The following is a 17714-nucleotide window of genomic DNA, read 5'->3' as shown; positions in this document are numbered from 1 at the left end:
AGTTAAATGCATGAGTAAAACACGAAGAAAACTAAGGAGTAAGCATGAAAACCGTCGGTTATGCAGCACATGATTCTGAAAAACCATTAGAGCCGTATCATTTTGAACGCCGTGCACTTCGTGATGAAGATGTATCAATTGAAATTCTATATTGTGGCGTGTGCCATTCAGACTTACATACGGCAGAAAACGACTGGGGCTGGACTCAGTACCCAGTGGTACCAGGCCATGAAATCGTTGGTCGCGTCCTTGAAGTAGGCAGCGGCGTTACTAAATATAAAGTGGGCGATAATGTTGCTGTGGGTTGTATGGTTGATAGCTGTTTAAGCTGTGACCAGTGTCATAACGGTGAAGAGCAGTTTTGTCGCGAAGGTATGGTAGGGACCTACTCAGGACAAGACCGCATTAGTGGTGAGCTCACTCAAGGTGGTTATTCAAAACACATTGTGGTGCGTGAAGAGTTTGTACTAAGTGTGCCTGAAGGCTTAGACCTTGCTAAATGTGCGCCAATTTTATGTGCGGGTATCACAACCTATTCGCCACTACGTACGTGGAATGTGGGCCCAGGTAGCCGTGTTGGTGTGATTGGTTTAGGTGGTTTAGGCCACATGGCAATTAAAATCGCAGCTGCAATGGGTGCACATGTTACGGCAATTAGTCGTAGTGATAAGAAAAAACAGCAGGTTTTATCTTATGGCGCAAAAGATTTATTGGTATCGAGCGATGAAGATGCCATGCAAGCGCATGCTAATCAATTTGATGTGATCATTAATACCATTCCGGTAAAACACGATTTTACACCGTATATTCCGCTTTTAGATATTGATGGTACGCAAGTATTGGTTGGTCAAGTGGGTGAACTTGAAGAGACTAACTCAGTGCCATTATTAATGGGGCGTCGCCGTGTAGCTGGCTCATTGATTGGCGGTATAGCGCAAACCCAAGAGATCCTCGATTTCTGTGCACTACATAATATTTTACCTGAAGTTGAAATGATCAAAATGGACCAAATAAATGACGCATTCGATAAATTAAAGCAAGGTGATATGGCCTCACGCTTTGTTATCGACATGTCATCATTAGAAGTTTAACAAAGTTAAATTACTAAGCGGGCTTAATTAGGCCCGCTTTTGTTTTAGTCACTTTTATTTAAGTAATAACTTGTGTTTTATTTTTTTGCCCACATTATAGCTATGTTATCCACTTAATTTATTGGTCAGTTCTTGTTACGGTTTTTCTCAGTCATTATCTTGCTATTTACTGTGTTCTTTAGTGCACAGAGCATGGCTATGCCTGACACGCACTCACACTTTGCTGCGACTAAATTGTTCCAAGTCGAGCTGACTAAAACTCCAGTTATTTCCCAAACTCATACAGTTGAACATCCTAAACCGGTAGAACCATCGGGGTTTGATACCCTAGTGCCGCGTTTAACTGCCAGTAATTCATCATTATTTCTTTATCACAGTCAGGTTGACCCTGATTACGAGCTATTAATTGAATTCTTTGCTGAAGACTGGAGAAAAGAGCACTTTTTAGCGCCGCCAGGTGCTGTGCGTGTGATCCCATGGTTTGCATTAGCCACTCAACGAAAATCCCGCATTAGTGGCTGGAAAGACGCCAACCTCTTGTACAAAGCCAATACGACCTACCATAGTTAAACGACTTCCTTCGTTACTTTTTATTTTTTGGAATTAAATTTTTACCGGCAGGCGATGCCGGAAGGAAGTCATGTATGTCACATAAATCAAAGCCGGCGCTATGGCGTCGTCTAAAAATGAGTTATGTCGCTATGATAGCGGCGTGTTTTTTATTAGCGGTTAGTGCACTACCTAACCTTTACCCTAACAAATCTTGGTTGCACATTAGCTTGCCAGGTCAAACTGTGACGCTGCAAAGTGTGACAACGTCACTAAATCAACATGGTTTTGAAGTGACTGAAGCCAATGATAGCCAAACACAGCTGGCTATTTTATTAGCTGAGCCTACCCAAAGTGCCAATGCGCTGAGCTTTATAAAAACGCAATACCCTCAGCTAGAGGCTAAAATTGTTGAGCATGCGACAAGCCCACAATGGCTTCAGCAGCTGGGTCTTTCACCGATTAAATTGGGACTCGACTTAAATGGTGGGGTGTTATTTGTGCTTGATGTTGACCTAGATAAAGCAATGCAAGAGCACTTAAACAGTGTATATCAACAAACTAAATTGACGCTTCGCAAAGACAAAATCCGTGGTATTCGGGCAAGTGAAGTAAAAGAAGGGGTTGAGCTACAAATTTTACCAAGCGGCGAGGGGCAACTTGTAGGGCTCGTCTCAACATTACAAGGTCAATTCAAAGGCCTGATGCAAACTAAATCAACAACGAATAACCTAACCACGGTATTACTGCATTTTAATGAGCAAAGCCAAAACGAATTTAATAAACAGGTTATGGCGCAAAGCTTAACAACCCTGCGTGGTCGCATTGAAGAGCTTGGTATCACTGAAGCGGTAACGCAAAGACAAGGTAAGCAGCGCATTCGCATTGAGTTACCCGGTGTGCAAGACCCATCAGAAGCTAAACGTATTATTGGTGCAACTGCGACCCTTGATTTTTACCAGGTCGTCGAAGTAGGTGGTAAAGCGTTTAATGTACAAGGCGGTGGCGTCGTTAATTTAAACCCTGTTGCGATTTTTTCAGGTGATCACATCAATAATGCCAGTATTGGCAAAGATGAATTGGGCAAGCCTTTAGTTCAGCTCAGTTTAGATTCGCAAGGTGGCGATGCGATGTCTGCTTTTTCGAAGCACAACATTGGTAAACCAATGGCCACGGTGTATTCTGAATACTCGCGGGATGCTAATGGCGACGTTGTTAAAAAAAGCGAAGTGATCAATGTTGCAAATATTGCCCAGCATTTAAGTTCTCGTTTTAGCATCACTAATATGAAAAGCCCGCAGGCAGCCTACGATTTAGCGCTTTTACTACGTGCAGGGTCGCTCACAGCGCCAGTGACAATCGTTCAAGAACAAACCATAGGCCCAAGTTTAGGCAGTGAAAACATTGAACACGGCTTAGCTGCGTTAATGCTGGGTATTGGTATTACCCTTGCTTTTATGGCGCTTTGGTATCGTCGCTTAGGATTGATTGCCAATATTGCTTTACTCCTTAATTTAACTGCTTTAGTCGGTTTAATGTCGTTATTGCCGGGTGTTGTGCTGACCTTACCGGGTATTGCAGGGCTTGTTCTGACTATAGGGATGGCAGTGGATACCAATGTGATTATCTTTGAGCGAATTAAAGAAGAGAAACGCAAAGGCAGGCCTACATATCAAGCGATTGAACAAGGCTATAACCAAGCATTTACGACCATTTTTGATGCCAATGTGACTACGATGATCACGGCAATTATTTTATACGCCATTGGTTATGGGCCGGTGAAAGGCTTTGCAATCACGTTAGCGCTTGGGCTATTAACCAGTGTCTTTACTGGCGTTTATATTTCAAAAGCGCTTAGCCAAACACTCTACATTAAACTAACTAATTTGACGGGGGCTAAAGCATGAGTTGGTCAACATTAACTGCTGCGAGTAAAGCACGCGTTTTAGGGCTTGTGCTAAGCTGTGTTTTAGTCATCGCGAGTCTAGGTGTTTTATCTGTAAAAGGGCTAAATTTTGGCCTTGATTTTACAGGTGGCTACATCAGTGAAATTAACACAACGTCAGTCACGACAATTGCTGATTTAAAGGCAAAGTTAAGCCCCGAGGTTGCAAGCAAATTAACCATCACTAAAGCAGGTGAATATCACTTTGTTTTAAGAGAAGCGCCAGAGGCTAGCAAAGCCAGTACTTGGCAAGCAGAGCTGAATGAGCAAGGTGTAGACTATAGCGTATTATCTAGCTCATTTTTAGGCTCACAAGTGGGTGATGAGCTTTTTGAACAAGGTTGTTTAGCTTTGTTTGCGGCGCTGATTGCCATTATGGTTTATCTTGCAGTGCGCTTTGAATGGCGACTCGCGGTAGGCTCAGTGGTTGCACTGTTACATGATTTAACTTTAGTGCTGGGCTTGTTTTCCTTGACAGGGCTTGAGTTTAATTTAACCGTGCTGGCGAGTTTACTGGCTATTATTGGCTATTCATTAAATGACTCAATTATTGTTGGCGACAGAGTCAGAGAGCTTTTACGTATTCAGCCAGACAATCAACGCATTAACACCCATGTTGTGATTAACGATGCAATTGGTTCTACCTTAACACGTACGTTGATCACCTCAGGCACAACACTTGCGACCATTGCCTGTATTTGGTTGCTTGCTGGTGCTGCATTAACGGGCTTTGCCATTGCGTTATTTGCAGGCATTGTGGTGGGAACCTTCTCATCGATTTGTATCGCCGCTACCTTGCCGCAGTTATTGGGGTTAAGTTCAGAAAATTACACCCAAACACTGGATGATAAAACCAAAGCATATATGGATATGCCGTAAGTCAGTTTTATAACTTACTTTCATCAGCCGCTATTTTTCCATAGAATAGCGGCTTTTCTGTTTTAACTGCTTTGATATGAATAAAACACACGTAATTGAACATTTACGCTTTGCGCTAGAGGCACAACTGCAAAACGCCAAAGCAGCGGCAAAAGCGGCTCATGACGCTGCAACTCACGAAGAAAGTGTCGCTGAAACTCAATACGATACCTTGGGTTTAGAGGCTGCATACTTAGCGCAAGGGCAAGCTGAGCGAGTTAATGAATGCTACCGTGATATTCAGTCATTCAATACAGTGTTTAAAGAAAGCGAATTTAAAAAGGTTCGTGAAGGTGCATTAGTGTGTCTTATCGATGAGCAAGATAACGAAAAGTGGTTTTTTATGGGCCCAAGTGCAGGTGGCTTAGTGGTAACCGTAAAAGAGCAGCCTATTTATGTTGTAACCCGAGAAGCGCCGTTAGGTAAGCAATTGATTGGAAAGAGCCTAGATGATGAAGTTGAACTCTCTATTGCTGGCAAAAAACAGTTGTACGTCATAGAACAGTTAATTTAATTATTGGTATTTTTAATCAGTAAATTTCATCTTCAAGTAAAAAATATCTTGTTGGTCACAAAGCAAAAAAACCTCTATAAATCACATCAAGCTTAAGGCTTATAGCAATACGCTTAATTCCCAATTATTGCGTATTGGTATTTCAAGCACCCATCTAGTTAAGTGAAGTTTAGCCTCATGCGTTCACTTAATTGGTTGGGTGTTTTTCATTTTATTTATGGCTTAATTTAGGAAAAGTCGTGTTTAAAACCTTGATTGTGGTTGATAACAATGAGCAACGTATTGCTCAAAATTTCGAAAATGTCATTACCTTTGACACCTACTTACGTGATTACCCAAAACATAATGAGCCAAAAACACGCATTTTAAACTTGTGTGATACAGGGCAGTATTTAAGTAAAGGTTATTATTGTTCTTTGCTTGCTGAAGCAAGAAAGCATCAGGTATTACCAAGTGTAAAAACAATTAATGCGCTACGTAGCGATGAGCACAGCACGCGTCATAAAGCGCTTGCTGGTGGCACTGTATTTTTTGGTCACACAGATAAAGAGCAGCAAAGTAAAGCAACCAAAGCGTTATTCTCGCAATATTCTGCGCCTATTTTGGTGTGTGATGAGCAAGGTGTTGTAAAGCAAGGCACGATTGCATCATTAGATGACACTGGCTTTACGGAGTTTGTAAAACAACTCAGTAGCTTTACTGAGTCAGTGTGGCGAATTCACGATAAAAAACGTCGTTACCGTTGGGATATGGCTATATTGGTTGATCACCAAGAAAAAGTGCCGCCAAGTGATAAAGATGCCATTGCTAAATTTATAAAAGCAGCCGCTAAGCACGGTATTTATGCTCAAGCACTGACATTTGATGAAATAACCAATATTGCACAATTTGATGCGTTATTTATTCGCCAAACCACAGCCATTGACCATCCAACCTATCGTTTAGCGAGTAAAGCACAAAGCTTAGGGTTAGTGGTCATTGATGATGCAGAATCGATACTGCGCTGTTGTAATAAAGTGTATTTGCACGATGCCTTTAATTATCAAAAAGTGCCGAGTTTAAAAACTCACGTTGTGGCTGATACAAATGAAGAGACAATTGAAAGTTTAGAAGCAAACTTCAGCTATCCACTGGTATTAAAAATGCCAGAAGGCTCTTTCTCAAAAGGCGTATTTAAAGTTGCTAATCGTGATGAGTTAGTTGCTAAGTTAACTGAGCTGTTTGAGTTCAGTGCACTGGTGCTTGCACAAGAGTACATGTACACCGAATACGACTGGCGTGTCGGGGTGTTAAATGGCCGTGCAATTTATGCGTGTCGTTATTTAATGGCCCGTAATCACTGGCAAATTTACAATCATGATGCAAAACGCTTCTTCTCAGGTGGTTTTGAGACCTTGCCAACCTTTGAGCTACCTAAAGTGGTACTTGATGCGGCGTTAAAAGCCTGTAAAACAGTGGGGAAAGGTTTGTATGGTGTTGATGTTAAAGAGCATCAAGGTAAAGCATACGTGTTAGAAGTGAATGACAACCCAAGTATCGACCACAAAGTCGAAGATGCCTATTTAGGTGATGAGCTTTATATGATCATTATGGATGAGTTTAAACTACGGCTAGAAGCACGAGGCCGCGGTTAATGAAAGCATCTGTTTGTCAAATCCGCTTTGCACAGGCCACGGATTTGACAGCTCTTGTAGCCATTGAAGAGCAAAGCTTTAGCCAAGATAGATTAAGTAGCCGTAGTTTAAAACGCTGGATCAGCGCAACTCATGGCTTATTGATGGTGGCTGAGGTAGATAATCAACTAGTTGGTTATGGTTTAGTGTGGTGTCACAAAGGGACGCGCCTTGCCCGGTTATATTCACTGGCGGTTTTGCAATCTCAGCAAGGCAAAGGGATTGCTTCACAGTTACTTCTTGCGCTTGAAAATGAAACGGCTAAACGGGGCCGTTTATACATGCGTTTAGAAGTTGCGGTAAACAACCAATCAGCAATTCGCTTATATGAAAAACTGGGTTATCAGGTGTTTGGTCATTACAGTGATTATTATGATGACCATAGTGATGCCCATCGAATGCAAAAAAACATTCGTCGTAATATCGAATTTAATGCTGATAAACACACGCCTTGGTACCAGCAAACTACCGAATTTACCTGTGGCCCAGCGGCGTTATTAATGGCAATGTCATCATTGAATGATACCGCAATGAGCCAACTCAAAGAGCTGGATATCTGGCGTGAAGCCACGACTATTTTCATGACTTCAGGGCATGGCGGTTGTCACCCTCTAGGGTTAGCACTTGCAGCAATGAAACGTGGTTTTAAAGCCGATGTTGTTTTAAATACCCGTGATACCTTGTTTATTGATGGTGTAAGAAGTGAAAAGAAAAAAGCCATTTTGCATACCGTACACAATCAGTTTGTAGCCGAAGCGATAGCTGCAAAACTGCCAGTACGCTATCAAGAGTTAACCTTGGCTACCATTGAAGATTGGCTTGCTGAGGGTAAAGCGGTGGTGTTATTGATCAGCACTTATCGATTTGATGGTAAAAAGTCACCGCATTGGGTGTGTGTAACGCATATTGATGAGCATTGCTTGTATGTGCATGACCCGTTTTGTGAAAACGAAAAACAATTGGCGATTGATTGTCAGCATGTGCCTATAGCCAAAGCCGATTTTAGCAAAATGGCTAGTTTTGGCTCATCACGACTCAGTACAGCGATGGCCTTTTATTTATAATTTTGATTATTAGTTTGATTTGGAAGTGCAGTGACACTGAGTAGTTTATTTGATATTGCCCCTTATTCTTGGTCAGCAATAGGTAGCGCTGCATTTTGCGGCGCAATTATTGGTATGGAGCGTCAATTACGCGGCAAACCTGTGGGTATTCGTACGTCAGCGCTCATTGTGTTAGGTACTTATTTGTTTCTATCAACAGCGTTTATGTTACATGGAGAAGATATTGATCATTCACGTGTAGTGGGCCAAATTATCACCGGTATTGGCTTTTTAGGTGCCGGGGTGATGCTTGCAAAAGATGGTGCGGTAGTTGGTGTAACATCTGCTGCAACGATATGGGTGTTAGCTTCAATTGGTGTTGTCATTGCCACCGACAACTTGCTAGCTGCAATAAAACTATCGGTGCTAGTGGTAGGTATTTTATATGGCGTAGATGTACTTGAAGCTAAATTTAAGAGCTTAGGGCGCGGTGTACATGCCCGTGTAAAACGCTATTCAAAGTTGTATTATCGAAAAGAAAAGTGAAATTAGATATCAGATTAGAGTGATTCATGGAGCCTTGTTACACAATAAAGCCAGCTAGTTTAGAAGATCTGTTACTTGTCGATAGTCAAATTCCTGAGTTTGATGGCCGAAATACCTTTAGCAAATTACAAGCAAAGTGTGCAGATATTGAGCATCTAGCTTTAGTTGCTTATATCGATAATGAGCCTGTGGCCTTCAAATTGGGTTATGCGTTAGATTCAAACACTTTCTATAGCTGGCTTGGGGCGGTTGCACCAAAATGTAGAGGGCAGGGTATTGCACAGGCTTTATTAAACGCGCAAGAAGCATGGGTTAAAACCAACAATTACCGAACCATAAAGGTTAAGTCGACGAACCGTTTTCCTGCAATGCTAAGTATGCTTATCAAAAATGGTTATGCCATAACAGGCTATGAAGACAGAGGCAGCCCACAAACTAGTAAGATTTTATTCTCCAAAGACTTTGATTAGCTTATTAAACTCTAGACTACTCATACTAGGTTTGATGCCACTTTTAAATGTTTGACCATGAATATTGGCCATCTCGCCTGTTGTTAAAACAAGAATACTTCCGTCCCTGAGCTCAAACGGAGTATTGACTGTAGCTAAGCCACACGTTTTCTCGCCAACGAGTATTACATTATCAAGAGAAGATAGCCCAATTGCTAATGCTTCAGCAGAGCTAGCGACACTAGAGTCAATCAAAACATAAATCCTACTTGGCTGATGTTTTAAATGATAGGTATCTGGTTGGAAATTGATTTTTTGTAACGAGCTTTCATGGGCTATTCCATCTTTAAAACCAAATCTAGTTATGCTTCCAGATGCCAAATGGAATTCACCTAATACTTGTGTAGCGTCAAAAAAAGGGGAAATTGCTTGCAACATCGGCCACATATTGCCACCGCTATTTTTTCTTAAATCAATAATCCAGTATCGGGAGTTTTTGTTGTCCTGAGATCTTATCTTATTGATTAAATTACGAACATATTGTGATTTTTCTTCCGTGGTTGTGATACCAATACTCGAAATTTTTAGATAAGCATGTTTACCTTTATGAAAATGCTGCTTAATTTTGCTGTTACTAACACAGCGTTTTTTGGCGCTGAAAAAAGTTATATTTGAATCTTTATCCATGAGATAAGTATGAGGTTCATTGAGTGATTTAAGAAGTGTTGCAACGTTTGGAGTTTTATAGCCCAGATAGACCGATTTGTCTGAATAATCACTATTACGGATAAAGTGCTTGTTTATTAATTGCTTTACTTCATCATAGTTTGGCTCTGCGTTAACAAAAGAAGAAATTTGAGTAAATAATATCAATGTAAAAAAGTATGATTTCTTCATTTAAACTTACTTCGGCAAACTAATCAAAAAGTGGGCGCCTACATCACTTTCTTGTACACAAATATCGCCTTGCAGTTGTTGGCTAACAATTTTCTTCGCTATGCTGAGGCCAAGCCCTATACCTGATTGGTTGTTTTTACCTTTGTAAAAGGGGGTAAAAATAGAGCTTAGTTCAGTACTGCTGATACCGGTGCCGTTATCTGTATAGTGAATTTTTAAAACCTCATCAAAATCAAAAATATCAATCTCTATTATAGGGTCTGCAATATTGTTGAATGCATGCTCAATTGAGTTTTGCACTAAAATAAACAGCACTTGCTTAAGTAAGTCTATATCAACTTCAATTTGGCTATGAGGTTTTTGATAATTAATATCTAATTTGATACCGCGATGTTTTATTTGCTCTTCTAAGTGCTTATACAATGACTCAGAGAGTTGCTCTAACGTCATGATTGTTTTACTTGATTGTGATTTGGTATAAAGCAAATCTTGTAAAATACGTATCTTGTAAGCAGATGAAGTTAAGTTTCTGTCTAGTAGTTCATTGGTATTTATCAATGTCTCTAAAGTATTTTGCAGTGCTTGTTGGCTAAGTCGTTTTTTTAAAAGTCTGGTTTGTGTTTCTTTTACAGCAAGTTGAGTAACATCTACTGCGGTAATGCAGTTACCGAGTGGTGTGTTGAGCTCGTGGGCTATTCCTCTAATTAAAGTGGCTAGTTCAGCAAACTGTTGTTGCTCAAACGCTTGCTTTTGCTGATGCAATAACTTCAGTTGTGTTTCGAAGCTTTGCTTAATGGTTTCGAGTAGCTTTATTACGGGTTCGTTGTATTCATGAGGTTTGCTATCAAGGATACATATCGTGCCAAATGGGGTAGTGTCTCCTGCACATATAGGTAAACCTAAATAAGAAATCATATTAAGCTTGATATCAGGGTTTTCTTTCCAATCATCATCAATGAGTGCGTTTGGAATGTTCAGTAATTTTTGGGTTTTTACTACATGCTCACAATAAAGGCCTGAATCATCTAACTCTTCACTGTCGCCAATTTCATAAGGATTATCTTGGTTATCGTTTTTTGAAAACACACTAATAATATTGTTTTCTACTTTCATTACTAAGGCGACGGGTACATCAGCAAAAAGGGCTAAAACTTCGAGGGTTTTATTCCAACTTTGCACTAATTCATCATAATCAAGCTGATACATTTTTTAGACTCAAACAAATACCTATACAACTAACTAAAAGCTTAGTAATAATTTTTAATTCAGCAACTTAAATATGATTAATCTGACCTTTGCTTAGAACATTTCCGGCATTTTTGCTTTAGCCAAATAGTTTTCGTCTAACGACTGTGCGATATTCACTAGGTGTTTGTGAAAGCACTTTCTTGAATACCCGTGTTAAGTGACCTTGGTCGTTATAACCAACTTCCAGTGCAACTTCTTGAATAGACAAATTTGAAGACGCTAATAACTCTTTTGCAGTTTGTACCCGCAACTGTTGCCAATACTCCACAGGAGTTTGGCTGGTGGCTTGGCGAAAACGGCGTGTAAAGGTGCGGTAGCTTAAACTAAATTGTGCTGCAATTTCTTGCAGAGTCAGTTCAGAGGTTAAATTGTTTTTTAACCAAAATTGAATTTGTGCGATTAGTTCATCTGGGTGTTTATCAACGGCACCCTCAAGGTAGCGCTGATCTTCATAGGGCTTACGAATTTCATGGGAGAAATTACGCTCAACATGTTGTGCCGCTTCTCGTCCGTAATATTGACTAATAATATGCACAATAACATCGGCAAGGGCATTTAAACTCGCAACTGTATACATGCGCTCAGATTGTGTGATGAAAAAATCAGGCTTAAGCTGCACTTTAGGGTAGTCACGTTTAAATTGTTCTGCGTAATGCCAGTGGGTGGTAGCCGGGTGGCCATCCAATAAGCCTGCTTCTGCTACTAAACAATTACCTGTGCCTACACCAATGATATGACTGCCTTGTTGCCAAGAATCGCCAAGCCAGTTCACCAAACTTTGCTGTTTGCTCACCACAGGACGCGGGTTTCGCCAAATCCCAGGCACAATAATCAAGTCACTAGCAGGCGCGGTGACGGTTTCGCAATCGGGCATAATTGAAAGCCCGGTACGATTAGGGATCGCATTTAGACTACTTGCCACTAAATTGATGTTTAGAGGTTTAAATTCGTTCTGCTGACGATGGCTTTTTGCAAAGGCCTCACCAGCTCTGAGCATTTCAATAGGCAGGGTTAAACTGGTTATTAATAAATGAGGATAAACCAAAATACTAATTTCAATGGCTTTTACTTGTTGAAGTTTCGTCACTCTAATTGCTCCGACCAGTTATTTTTGGCCTATTGTGCATGTTATTTGGCTATTTAAGCATAAAGCGTGTTAATTAATCCATTTAAACTTGGCTTAATTCTCATAACACGTTTTCTCAAGGTTTTTTATGACAGCATTACCCGTTATTGTTGGTATGGGTGGTATTAATGCCGCTGGCCGCACTTCTTTTCATCAAGGTTATCGTCGTATCGTGTTAGACAGCTTGGACGCTAAAGCCCGTCAGGAGACATTTTTAGGCTTAGCGACATTAATGAACTTAGTCACTCTTACTGAAGGTGTACTTAAAGATGCCCAAGGCAATACCATTGCCGAATCAGACATCGAAGCTAAGTTCGGTGAACAAATTTTAGCTGGCACACTTATTCGTAAAATTGAAAAAAACCACTTCGATGTGGATGCGACTCCATGGCAGCAAAAAATGACGTTAACAGCGTCAGATGAACAGCAGATTGTTTTTGAAACGCGCCGCCGTGATTTACCAACTCCAGTACCAAGTGCTTGGCAGGTTGAAGAATTAACTGATAAAAAAGTGAAAGTCACAATTAGTGCTGATCTTGCTATTAAACATGACAGTACGCGCGATAATCCAATTAAAGCGGCCGGTCAATTACCAACAGGTTTTGAACCTTCGGCTATGTATAACAGCCGTTATCAACCAAGAGGCTTGCAAGCGACTATCTTTGCCGCAACCGATGCGATTCGTTCGACAGGTCTGGCGTGGCAGCAGGTGATGAATAGTGTTGAGCCTGATCAAATTGGCACTTACTCAGCTTCTGTGGCTGGTCAAGTTGATGATGAAGGATTTGGTGGACTTATTCGTGCGCGTCAGCAGGGCGACCGTGTGAGTACAAAACAGCTTGCACTTGGCTTAAACACCATGTCTACTGACTTTATCAATGCTTATGTAACAGGCAATGTGGGTACAACCTTTACTACATCAGGTGCATGTGCAACGTTTTTATATAACCTACGTGCTGCAGTAAACGATATTCAAGCGGGTCGTACCCGTGTAGCCATAGTGGCGTCTGTTGAGTGTGCTATTACACCCGAAATCGTTGAAGGTTTTGGTAATATGAGCGCACTTGCTAATGAAGAAGGCCTAAAGCGCCTTGATAATACAGATGTGGTTGATCATCGCCGTACCAGCCGTCCATTTGGTGAAAACTGTGGTTTTACAATTGGTGAAGGCGCACAAGTTGCTATATTAATGGATGATGCATTGGCATTAGGGTTAGGCGCTGATGTGTTAGGCAGCGTTGCAGATGTGTTCGTCAATGCCGATGGTATTAAAAAATCAATTACAGCCCCGGGCCCAGGTAACTACATCACGATGGCAAAATCTGTTGCACTAGCAAACAGTATTGTTGGCCAAGAGGCGGTACAAAAGCGTAGCTTTATTTTGGCACATGGCTCAAGTACACCACAAAACCGCGTAACAGAATCACTGATCTATCATAAAGTGGCAGAAACATTTGCAATTGATAATTGGAAGGTTGCTGCGCCTAAAGCGTATGTTGGCCATACCATTGCTCCAGCTAGTGGTGACCAATTAGCTATGGCATTAGGTGTGTTTAGTCACAATATTATGCCGGGTATTACGACAATCGATAAAGTGGCAGATGATGTGTATAGCGAGCATTTAGACATTCGTACTGAACACTATCAATGTGATGCAATGGATATTGCCTTCATTAACTCAAAAGGCTTTGGTGGTAATAACGCAACGGCGACTGTGTTATCACCGACAATTACATTAAAGATGCTTGCAAAGCGTCATGGTGATGAGGTTATGGCGCAATATCAAGACCGTCATACTCAGGTAGCCAAAGCGCAAGCTGACTATCAACAACACGCTGATTTAGGTCATTATGAGCTAATTTATCGTTTTGGTGATGGCTTAATTGATGAAAATGGTATTGAAATTAGTGAAGATTCAATGACAATCCCTGGTTTTGATAAAAAAGTTTTATTATCAAAACCAAACCCTTACCAGGATATGTTTTAAGATCAAGGCATGTTTAAGCACATTCTTGACAGCAAGGCGCTTTTAAAGCGCCTTTTTTAGTGCTATAAATGTTCCTATCTAAGGGATTTGGAGCCATTGTCATGATTAAATTCACTAAACTCGCAGCACTTTGTTCACTTATCGCATTACCAACACAGGCTTTAGCACGAGACGTCAACGACTTAGGTGTTGATATTCAAGCTGCTACCTCTGCCTATATTGTTAAAAATTCAAACAAACGTTACCCAGGTAGTTATAACGGCTCTCGACTAGAAGGCTGGGCATTAATGTCTTATGTGGTTGATACACAAGGTAAGGCAAAAGACATTGAAGTGATCATGGCATCTGATACTCGCGGTAGTGAAGAAAATGCAGAGAAATACTTAACCAACTTAGAGTTTGCACCTGCCATAAAAGAAGGCAAAACCGTAGAAGGTGGTTACCTGTTTTCATTTGAAGTAGGTAAGTATTTTAATGGTTACTCAAATGATAAAGCGAGCCGTGGTTTTATTAATGAATACGATGAAATTAATAAAATGCTGCAAGCAAAAGAGTTTAAAAAAGCTGAGCAAGCATTGGCTGAGTTATACAAAGATCATACTAAAAACACTTCAGAACAAGCATTATTTGCATGGCTGAAAAGCCAATTTTATTATCATCAACAACAATGGTTTGGCTTTGATGAGCAGTTGTCTGTAGCCTATTTACTGCGAGCTAAGTTACCAACAGATATACAATATTTAGTCGCTAAAAGTGCTCTACAATGGTACAGCTTCAAGGGCGATTTTAATCTTGCTTACAATGCTATTTATGCGTTAGATAATATCGAGGGTAAACAGTTTTCAGAAGAAAACAAACTTGCCACTATTAAGCAAATTGATGACCTCTTGGCGCGAACACCGCAGATTAATTCACAAATCAATGTTTCAAAAGATAAGCTGTCATATTTATCTTTATCTCGCGGTTCAATCAAAATCGAAGGCGCGAGCGATGTTTCTAAATTACAGATCCGCTGTGCCGATCAAGTCATTGACCTTGAAGCAAGTGAATCGGTTAATTATGTCATTGATGAGCAGAGCAGACGTTGCGGTTTATTAGTTAAATCTGCAAACCCTGCTGAGATTAAAGTTAAACAAACTGGCTATGCCATAGTTAACTCAAAATATGACGCGAGCTAATTGTTTACTTTAAGCGCTTAACATATCTTAGCGTTACGAAATTAATCAACGCCATTAAAAAGGCGATTTCGTAACGACTAAATGCCACAGCAATGCCAATAAGTCCCATGTTCCAAATACTGGCTGCTGTGGCTGTTCCATAGGTAGAGTTTTTGTTCTTCAAAATGGCGCCACCGCCAATAAAACCAATACCCGTGATAATCCCTTCGAGTACTTTTGATTCTGCCTCTGAACTTGTTAAAACAGACATGCCCACTAATGCATAACCACATGATGCAACAGCGACTAATGGAAATGTTCGTAGACCTGCACCATTACTGGTTTTTTCTCGATCAAAAGCCATTGGAAGGGCAAGTAAATAGGCAATACCTAGATGAATTAAATTATCGAGAATTTCGTACCAATCAATATTAAAGTCCATGCTTTGTTCCTTGCTATAAAGATTATGATAGTTTTGCAATTTCAATACCCGATCAGCAAATTAAATAAAATGAGGAAACTAGGGACATGTAGCCGGGTTTTTAAAAACATGCCTTGCTATAATTTGCGATTTTTACGCAGTGCTATGTCATTTTTTCAGCCTTTTGGCTGTTTGAATTTCAGCCATGCTAACAGTATGCTAAACACGCTGACAAAATAGGCTTCACATTGAAACATTCCATCTCCTCTCTTGAAAAAACCGCGCTTGCACTGTGTATGTTTGGTGCACTGATTGCTGTGATTTTGCCTGATGTTATCACTGAGCAAGTTCAGCCGTTTGTACAAATACTGTTAAAATGGACTGGTAGTAGCTTTTTCTTATTGGTGAACTTTTTATTGTTTGCCATCATTATTTTAGCCATTAGCCCACTCGGTAGCCGTAAAGTAGGTGGTGAGCAGGCTGTTGTTGAGTATTCAAACTTTGGCTGGTTTGCCATGTTGTTTGCAGCAGGAATGGGCTCTGGCTTGGTTTTTTGGGGCGTAGCAGAGCCTGCATTACATTCTCTCGACCCACCACTTAAACAAAGCTTATACCCAGATAGACTAGCCAGTAGCCTCGCTTTAACCCTAGTGAATTGGGGCGCTCATGCTTGGGCACTTTATGCTGTTTTTGCGCTAGTGCTTGGGGGGTTAACGCAATACAGTGGGAAGTCAGGAGATATTTGTGCCCCTGTTTTAACGGCGCTAGGTAATCGCATTGATAAGTCTGCAAAATTTACTGTGTCGTTTATTGTGAAGTTAATTGCTGTAATCGCTATTTTTTTTGGTGTCGTCGGCACCATAGCTAATTCCACTTTACTGATCAGTAAAGGTGTTGAAATAGAGTTGGGGGTTACTTCAACTTTATTAGTGGGTTCATTAATCGTTTGTTTGTTAGCAGTTATTTATTCGCTGTCGGTTAAATTTGGATTACGACGCGGGGTACAGTCACTAAGTATATTTAACGTACTTCTAGCATTTAGTCTGCTTTTTTGGTTGCTACTAGTGGTGCCAATTGAGCCTATTATAAAGATTGCTTTAGATGGAACCGGCTACTATTTACAGTTGCTTGCAACTGGCACTTGGCAATTTGATAGCCAATTAAAAGCGCCGGACTGGGCCGCTCATTGGACATATAACTATTACTTTTGGTGGTTAGCGTGGGGGCCATTTGTTGGTGTGTTCCTAGCCAAAATTAGCCAGGGGCGTAAAGTTTGGCAATTTATTTTGGCAGTTGTGTGTATTCCAACTTTAGTGACTATTATTTGGTTTGCGACCTTTTCGGGGGCAGCAATTGAATGGGATAGACTTAACCAAGCGGGCATTTTAGTTGCTATAAAACAAGATTACAGCCAAGGCTTATTTGTATTTTTTAATCAACTAGACTGGCAAGGAACCGTGTTTATTTGGTTAAGCTTATTACTACTGTTGATATTTGTTGCTACATCCGCTGACTCTGCGATTTTAGTCATAAGAGAGCTGGTTGACTCTGAGCAAAGTAACCGTGTGACACTCTACGCATGGTGTCTAGCACTATTCATATGTAGCTTTGCATTATTGCTGCTACAAGATGAGCCATTAAATCGTAGCGTTGCAATTTTAGGCGCTTTACCTTTCTTGTTAATATTCCTCTTACAGTTAGTTGGGTTTTTAAAAGAGTTTATTCGCGATATTTGTGATTAGTCTACAGTTTTTTACAGTTAAATTACCCGTTTGTTATTATGCTTAGAAAATAAGCTTAAGTGTATTGGAGGACCGATGCTTAAATCTTTGTACGTAATACTATCTGTTAGTTTACTCAGTGGCTGTACTGCAGTTGGCTTAGTTGCAGATGGAATTGGCGGGCGCGCTAGTCAAGCACAGCCTGCCAGTGCCTATGGAGATAAAAAAGATAATGACCGAGTTAACTATGGTATGACCATGACGATGCTAGGTTATGAAATCGACAAAGCGATTATTGAAGGCCTAGAGAATGGTAGCAAAGATAAGGATGTTGAGCTTAAATGTCGTCAAATTAGTCGCGCAGTAAAAGAATGTGTTGAGGTTAAAGCTGAGCCAAAAAAAAGACCTACATTAATGGATAGTTTTAAC

At 40.5% G+C, this 17714-nt stretch carries 17 protein-coding genes; 13 read left to right on the top strand and 4 right to left on the bottom strand.

Features of this window, described 5'->3' with window-relative positions:
* Positions 1 to 44 precede the first annotated feature (44 nt).
* From AUR67_RS09890 to AUR67_RS09850, 9 genes are all read left to right on the top strand, one after another.
* Positions 45 to 1091, top strand: coding sequence for an NAD(P)-dependent alcohol dehydrogenase (locus AUR67_RS09890; RefSeq protein ID WP_058585149.1), 1047 nt, complete (start codon positions 45 to 47; stop codon positions 1089 to 1091).
* Positions 1092 to 1289: 198 nt separating this feature from the next.
* On the top strand, positions 1290 to 1661 hold the full coding sequence (locus tag AUR67_RS09885; RefSeq protein WP_152996515.1) for a hypothetical protein: 372 nt from the start codon (positions 1290 to 1292) through the stop codon (positions 1659 to 1661).
* 74 nt (positions 1662 to 1735) lie between these two features.
* Positions 1736 to 3547, top strand: a complete 1812-nt coding sequence (secD, locus tag AUR67_RS09880) for a protein translocase subunit SecD (RefSeq protein ID WP_058585147.1) — start codon at positions 1736 to 1738, stop codon at positions 3545 to 3547.
* Positions 3544 to 4464: a protein translocase subunit SecF gene (secF, locus tag AUR67_RS09875; RefSeq protein ID WP_058585146.1), complete on the top strand. Its 921-nt coding sequence runs from the start codon at positions 3544 to 3546 to the stop codon at positions 4462 to 4464. The genes secD and secF overlap by 4 nt, the downstream gene beginning before the upstream one ends.
* A gap of 76 nt (positions 4465 to 4540) precedes the next feature.
* Complete coding sequence (locus tag AUR67_RS09870) at positions 4541 to 5017, top strand: transcription elongation factor GreAB (RefSeq protein WP_058585145.1); 477 nt, start codon at positions 4541 to 4543, stop codon at positions 5015 to 5017.
* Between the two features lie 239 nt (positions 5018 to 5256).
* The gene (locus AUR67_RS09865; RefSeq protein ID WP_058585144.1) at positions 5257 to 6651 is read left to right on the top strand and encodes a RimK family protein; all 1395 of its coding nucleotides are present in this window, start codon (positions 5257 to 5259) and stop codon (positions 6649 to 6651) included.
* Positions 6651 to 7754, top strand: coding sequence for a GNAT family N-acetyltransferase/peptidase C39 family protein (locus AUR67_RS09860; protein WP_058585143.1), 1104 nt, complete (start codon positions 6651 to 6653; stop codon positions 7752 to 7754). The genes AUR67_RS09865 and AUR67_RS09860 overlap by 1 nt, the downstream gene beginning before the upstream one ends.
* Positions 7755 to 7784: 30 nt before the next feature.
* On the top strand, positions 7785 to 8279 hold the full coding sequence (locus AUR67_RS09855) for an MgtC/SapB family protein (protein WP_054551426.1): 495 nt from the start codon (positions 7785 to 7787) through the stop codon (positions 8277 to 8279).
* Between the two features lie 26 nt (positions 8280 to 8305).
* Positions 8306 to 8749: a GNAT family N-acetyltransferase gene (locus AUR67_RS09850; RefSeq protein ID WP_058585142.1), complete on the top strand. Its 444-nt coding sequence runs from the start codon at positions 8306 to 8308 to the stop codon at positions 8747 to 8749.
* On the opposite strand, the gene AUR67_RS09845 is transcribed toward AUR67_RS09850, so the two are convergent.
* The 3 genes from AUR67_RS09845 to AUR67_RS09835 form a co-directional block, all read right to left on the bottom strand.
* On the bottom strand, positions 8726 to 9625 hold the full coding sequence (locus tag AUR67_RS09845) for a S41 family peptidase (protein WP_058585141.1): 900 nt from the start codon (positions 9623 to 9625) through the stop codon (positions 8726 to 8728). The two genes, AUR67_RS09850 and AUR67_RS09845, sit on opposite strands and share 24 nt — an antisense overlap.
* Before the next feature lie 6 nt (positions 9626 to 9631).
* The gene (locus tag AUR67_RS09840; protein WP_058585140.1) at positions 9632 to 10831 is read right to left on the bottom strand and encodes a GAF domain-containing sensor histidine kinase; all 1200 of its coding nucleotides are present in this window, start codon (positions 10829 to 10831) and stop codon (positions 9632 to 9634) included.
* A gap of 118 nt (positions 10832 to 10949) precedes the next feature.
* The gene (locus tag AUR67_RS09835) at positions 10950 to 11960 is read right to left on the bottom strand and encodes a GlxA family transcriptional regulator (RefSeq protein WP_058585139.1); all 1011 of its coding nucleotides are present in this window, start codon (positions 11958 to 11960) and stop codon (positions 10950 to 10952) included.
* Positions 11961 to 12087: 127 nt separating this feature from the next.
* Here AUR67_RS09835 and AUR67_RS09830 point away from each other — a divergent pair, with 127 nt between their 5' ends.
* Both AUR67_RS09830 and AUR67_RS09825 read left to right on the top strand, forming a co-directional pair.
* A complete protein-coding gene (locus AUR67_RS09830; protein ID WP_058585138.1) occupies positions 12088 to 13986 on the top strand; it encodes a beta-ketoacyl synthase in 1899 nt (632 codons plus the stop codon).
* A gap of 101 nt (positions 13987 to 14087) precedes the next feature.
* Positions 14088 to 15164 (top strand): energy transducer TonB, encoded by a 1077-nt coding sequence (locus AUR67_RS09825; protein ID WP_058585137.1) that lies wholly within the window; start codon positions 14088 to 14090, stop codon positions 15162 to 15164.
* Between the two features lie 4 nt (positions 15165 to 15168).
* On the opposite strand, the gene AUR67_RS09820 is transcribed toward AUR67_RS09825, so the two are convergent.
* Entirely contained in the window at positions 15169 to 15585 is a 417-nt protein-coding gene (locus AUR67_RS09820) for an MgtC/SapB family protein (RefSeq protein WP_054561617.1), read from the bottom strand.
* A gap of 227 nt (positions 15586 to 15812) precedes the next feature.
* Here AUR67_RS09820 and AUR67_RS09815 point away from each other — a divergent pair, with 227 nt between their 5' ends.
* Both AUR67_RS09815 and AUR67_RS09810 read left to right on the top strand, forming a co-directional pair.
* A complete protein-coding gene (locus tag AUR67_RS09815; protein ID WP_235591821.1) occupies positions 15813 to 17306 on the top strand; it encodes a BCCT family transporter in 1494 nt (497 codons plus the stop codon).
* Between the two features lie 75 nt (positions 17307 to 17381).
* A partial coding sequence (locus AUR67_RS09810) for a hypothetical protein (RefSeq protein WP_058585135.1) occupies positions 17382 to 17714 on the top strand: 333 nt, incomplete at its 3' end.

Origin of the sequence: Pseudoalteromonas sp. XI10, assembly GCF_001469895.1 — a bacterium.
Classification (GTDB): domain Bacteria; phylum Pseudomonadota; class Gammaproteobacteria; order Enterobacterales; family Alteromonadaceae; genus Pseudoalteromonas.
The sequence above is the reverse complement of the archived record's forward strand: the minus strand, read 5'-3'. Positions and strand labels throughout refer to the sequence as shown.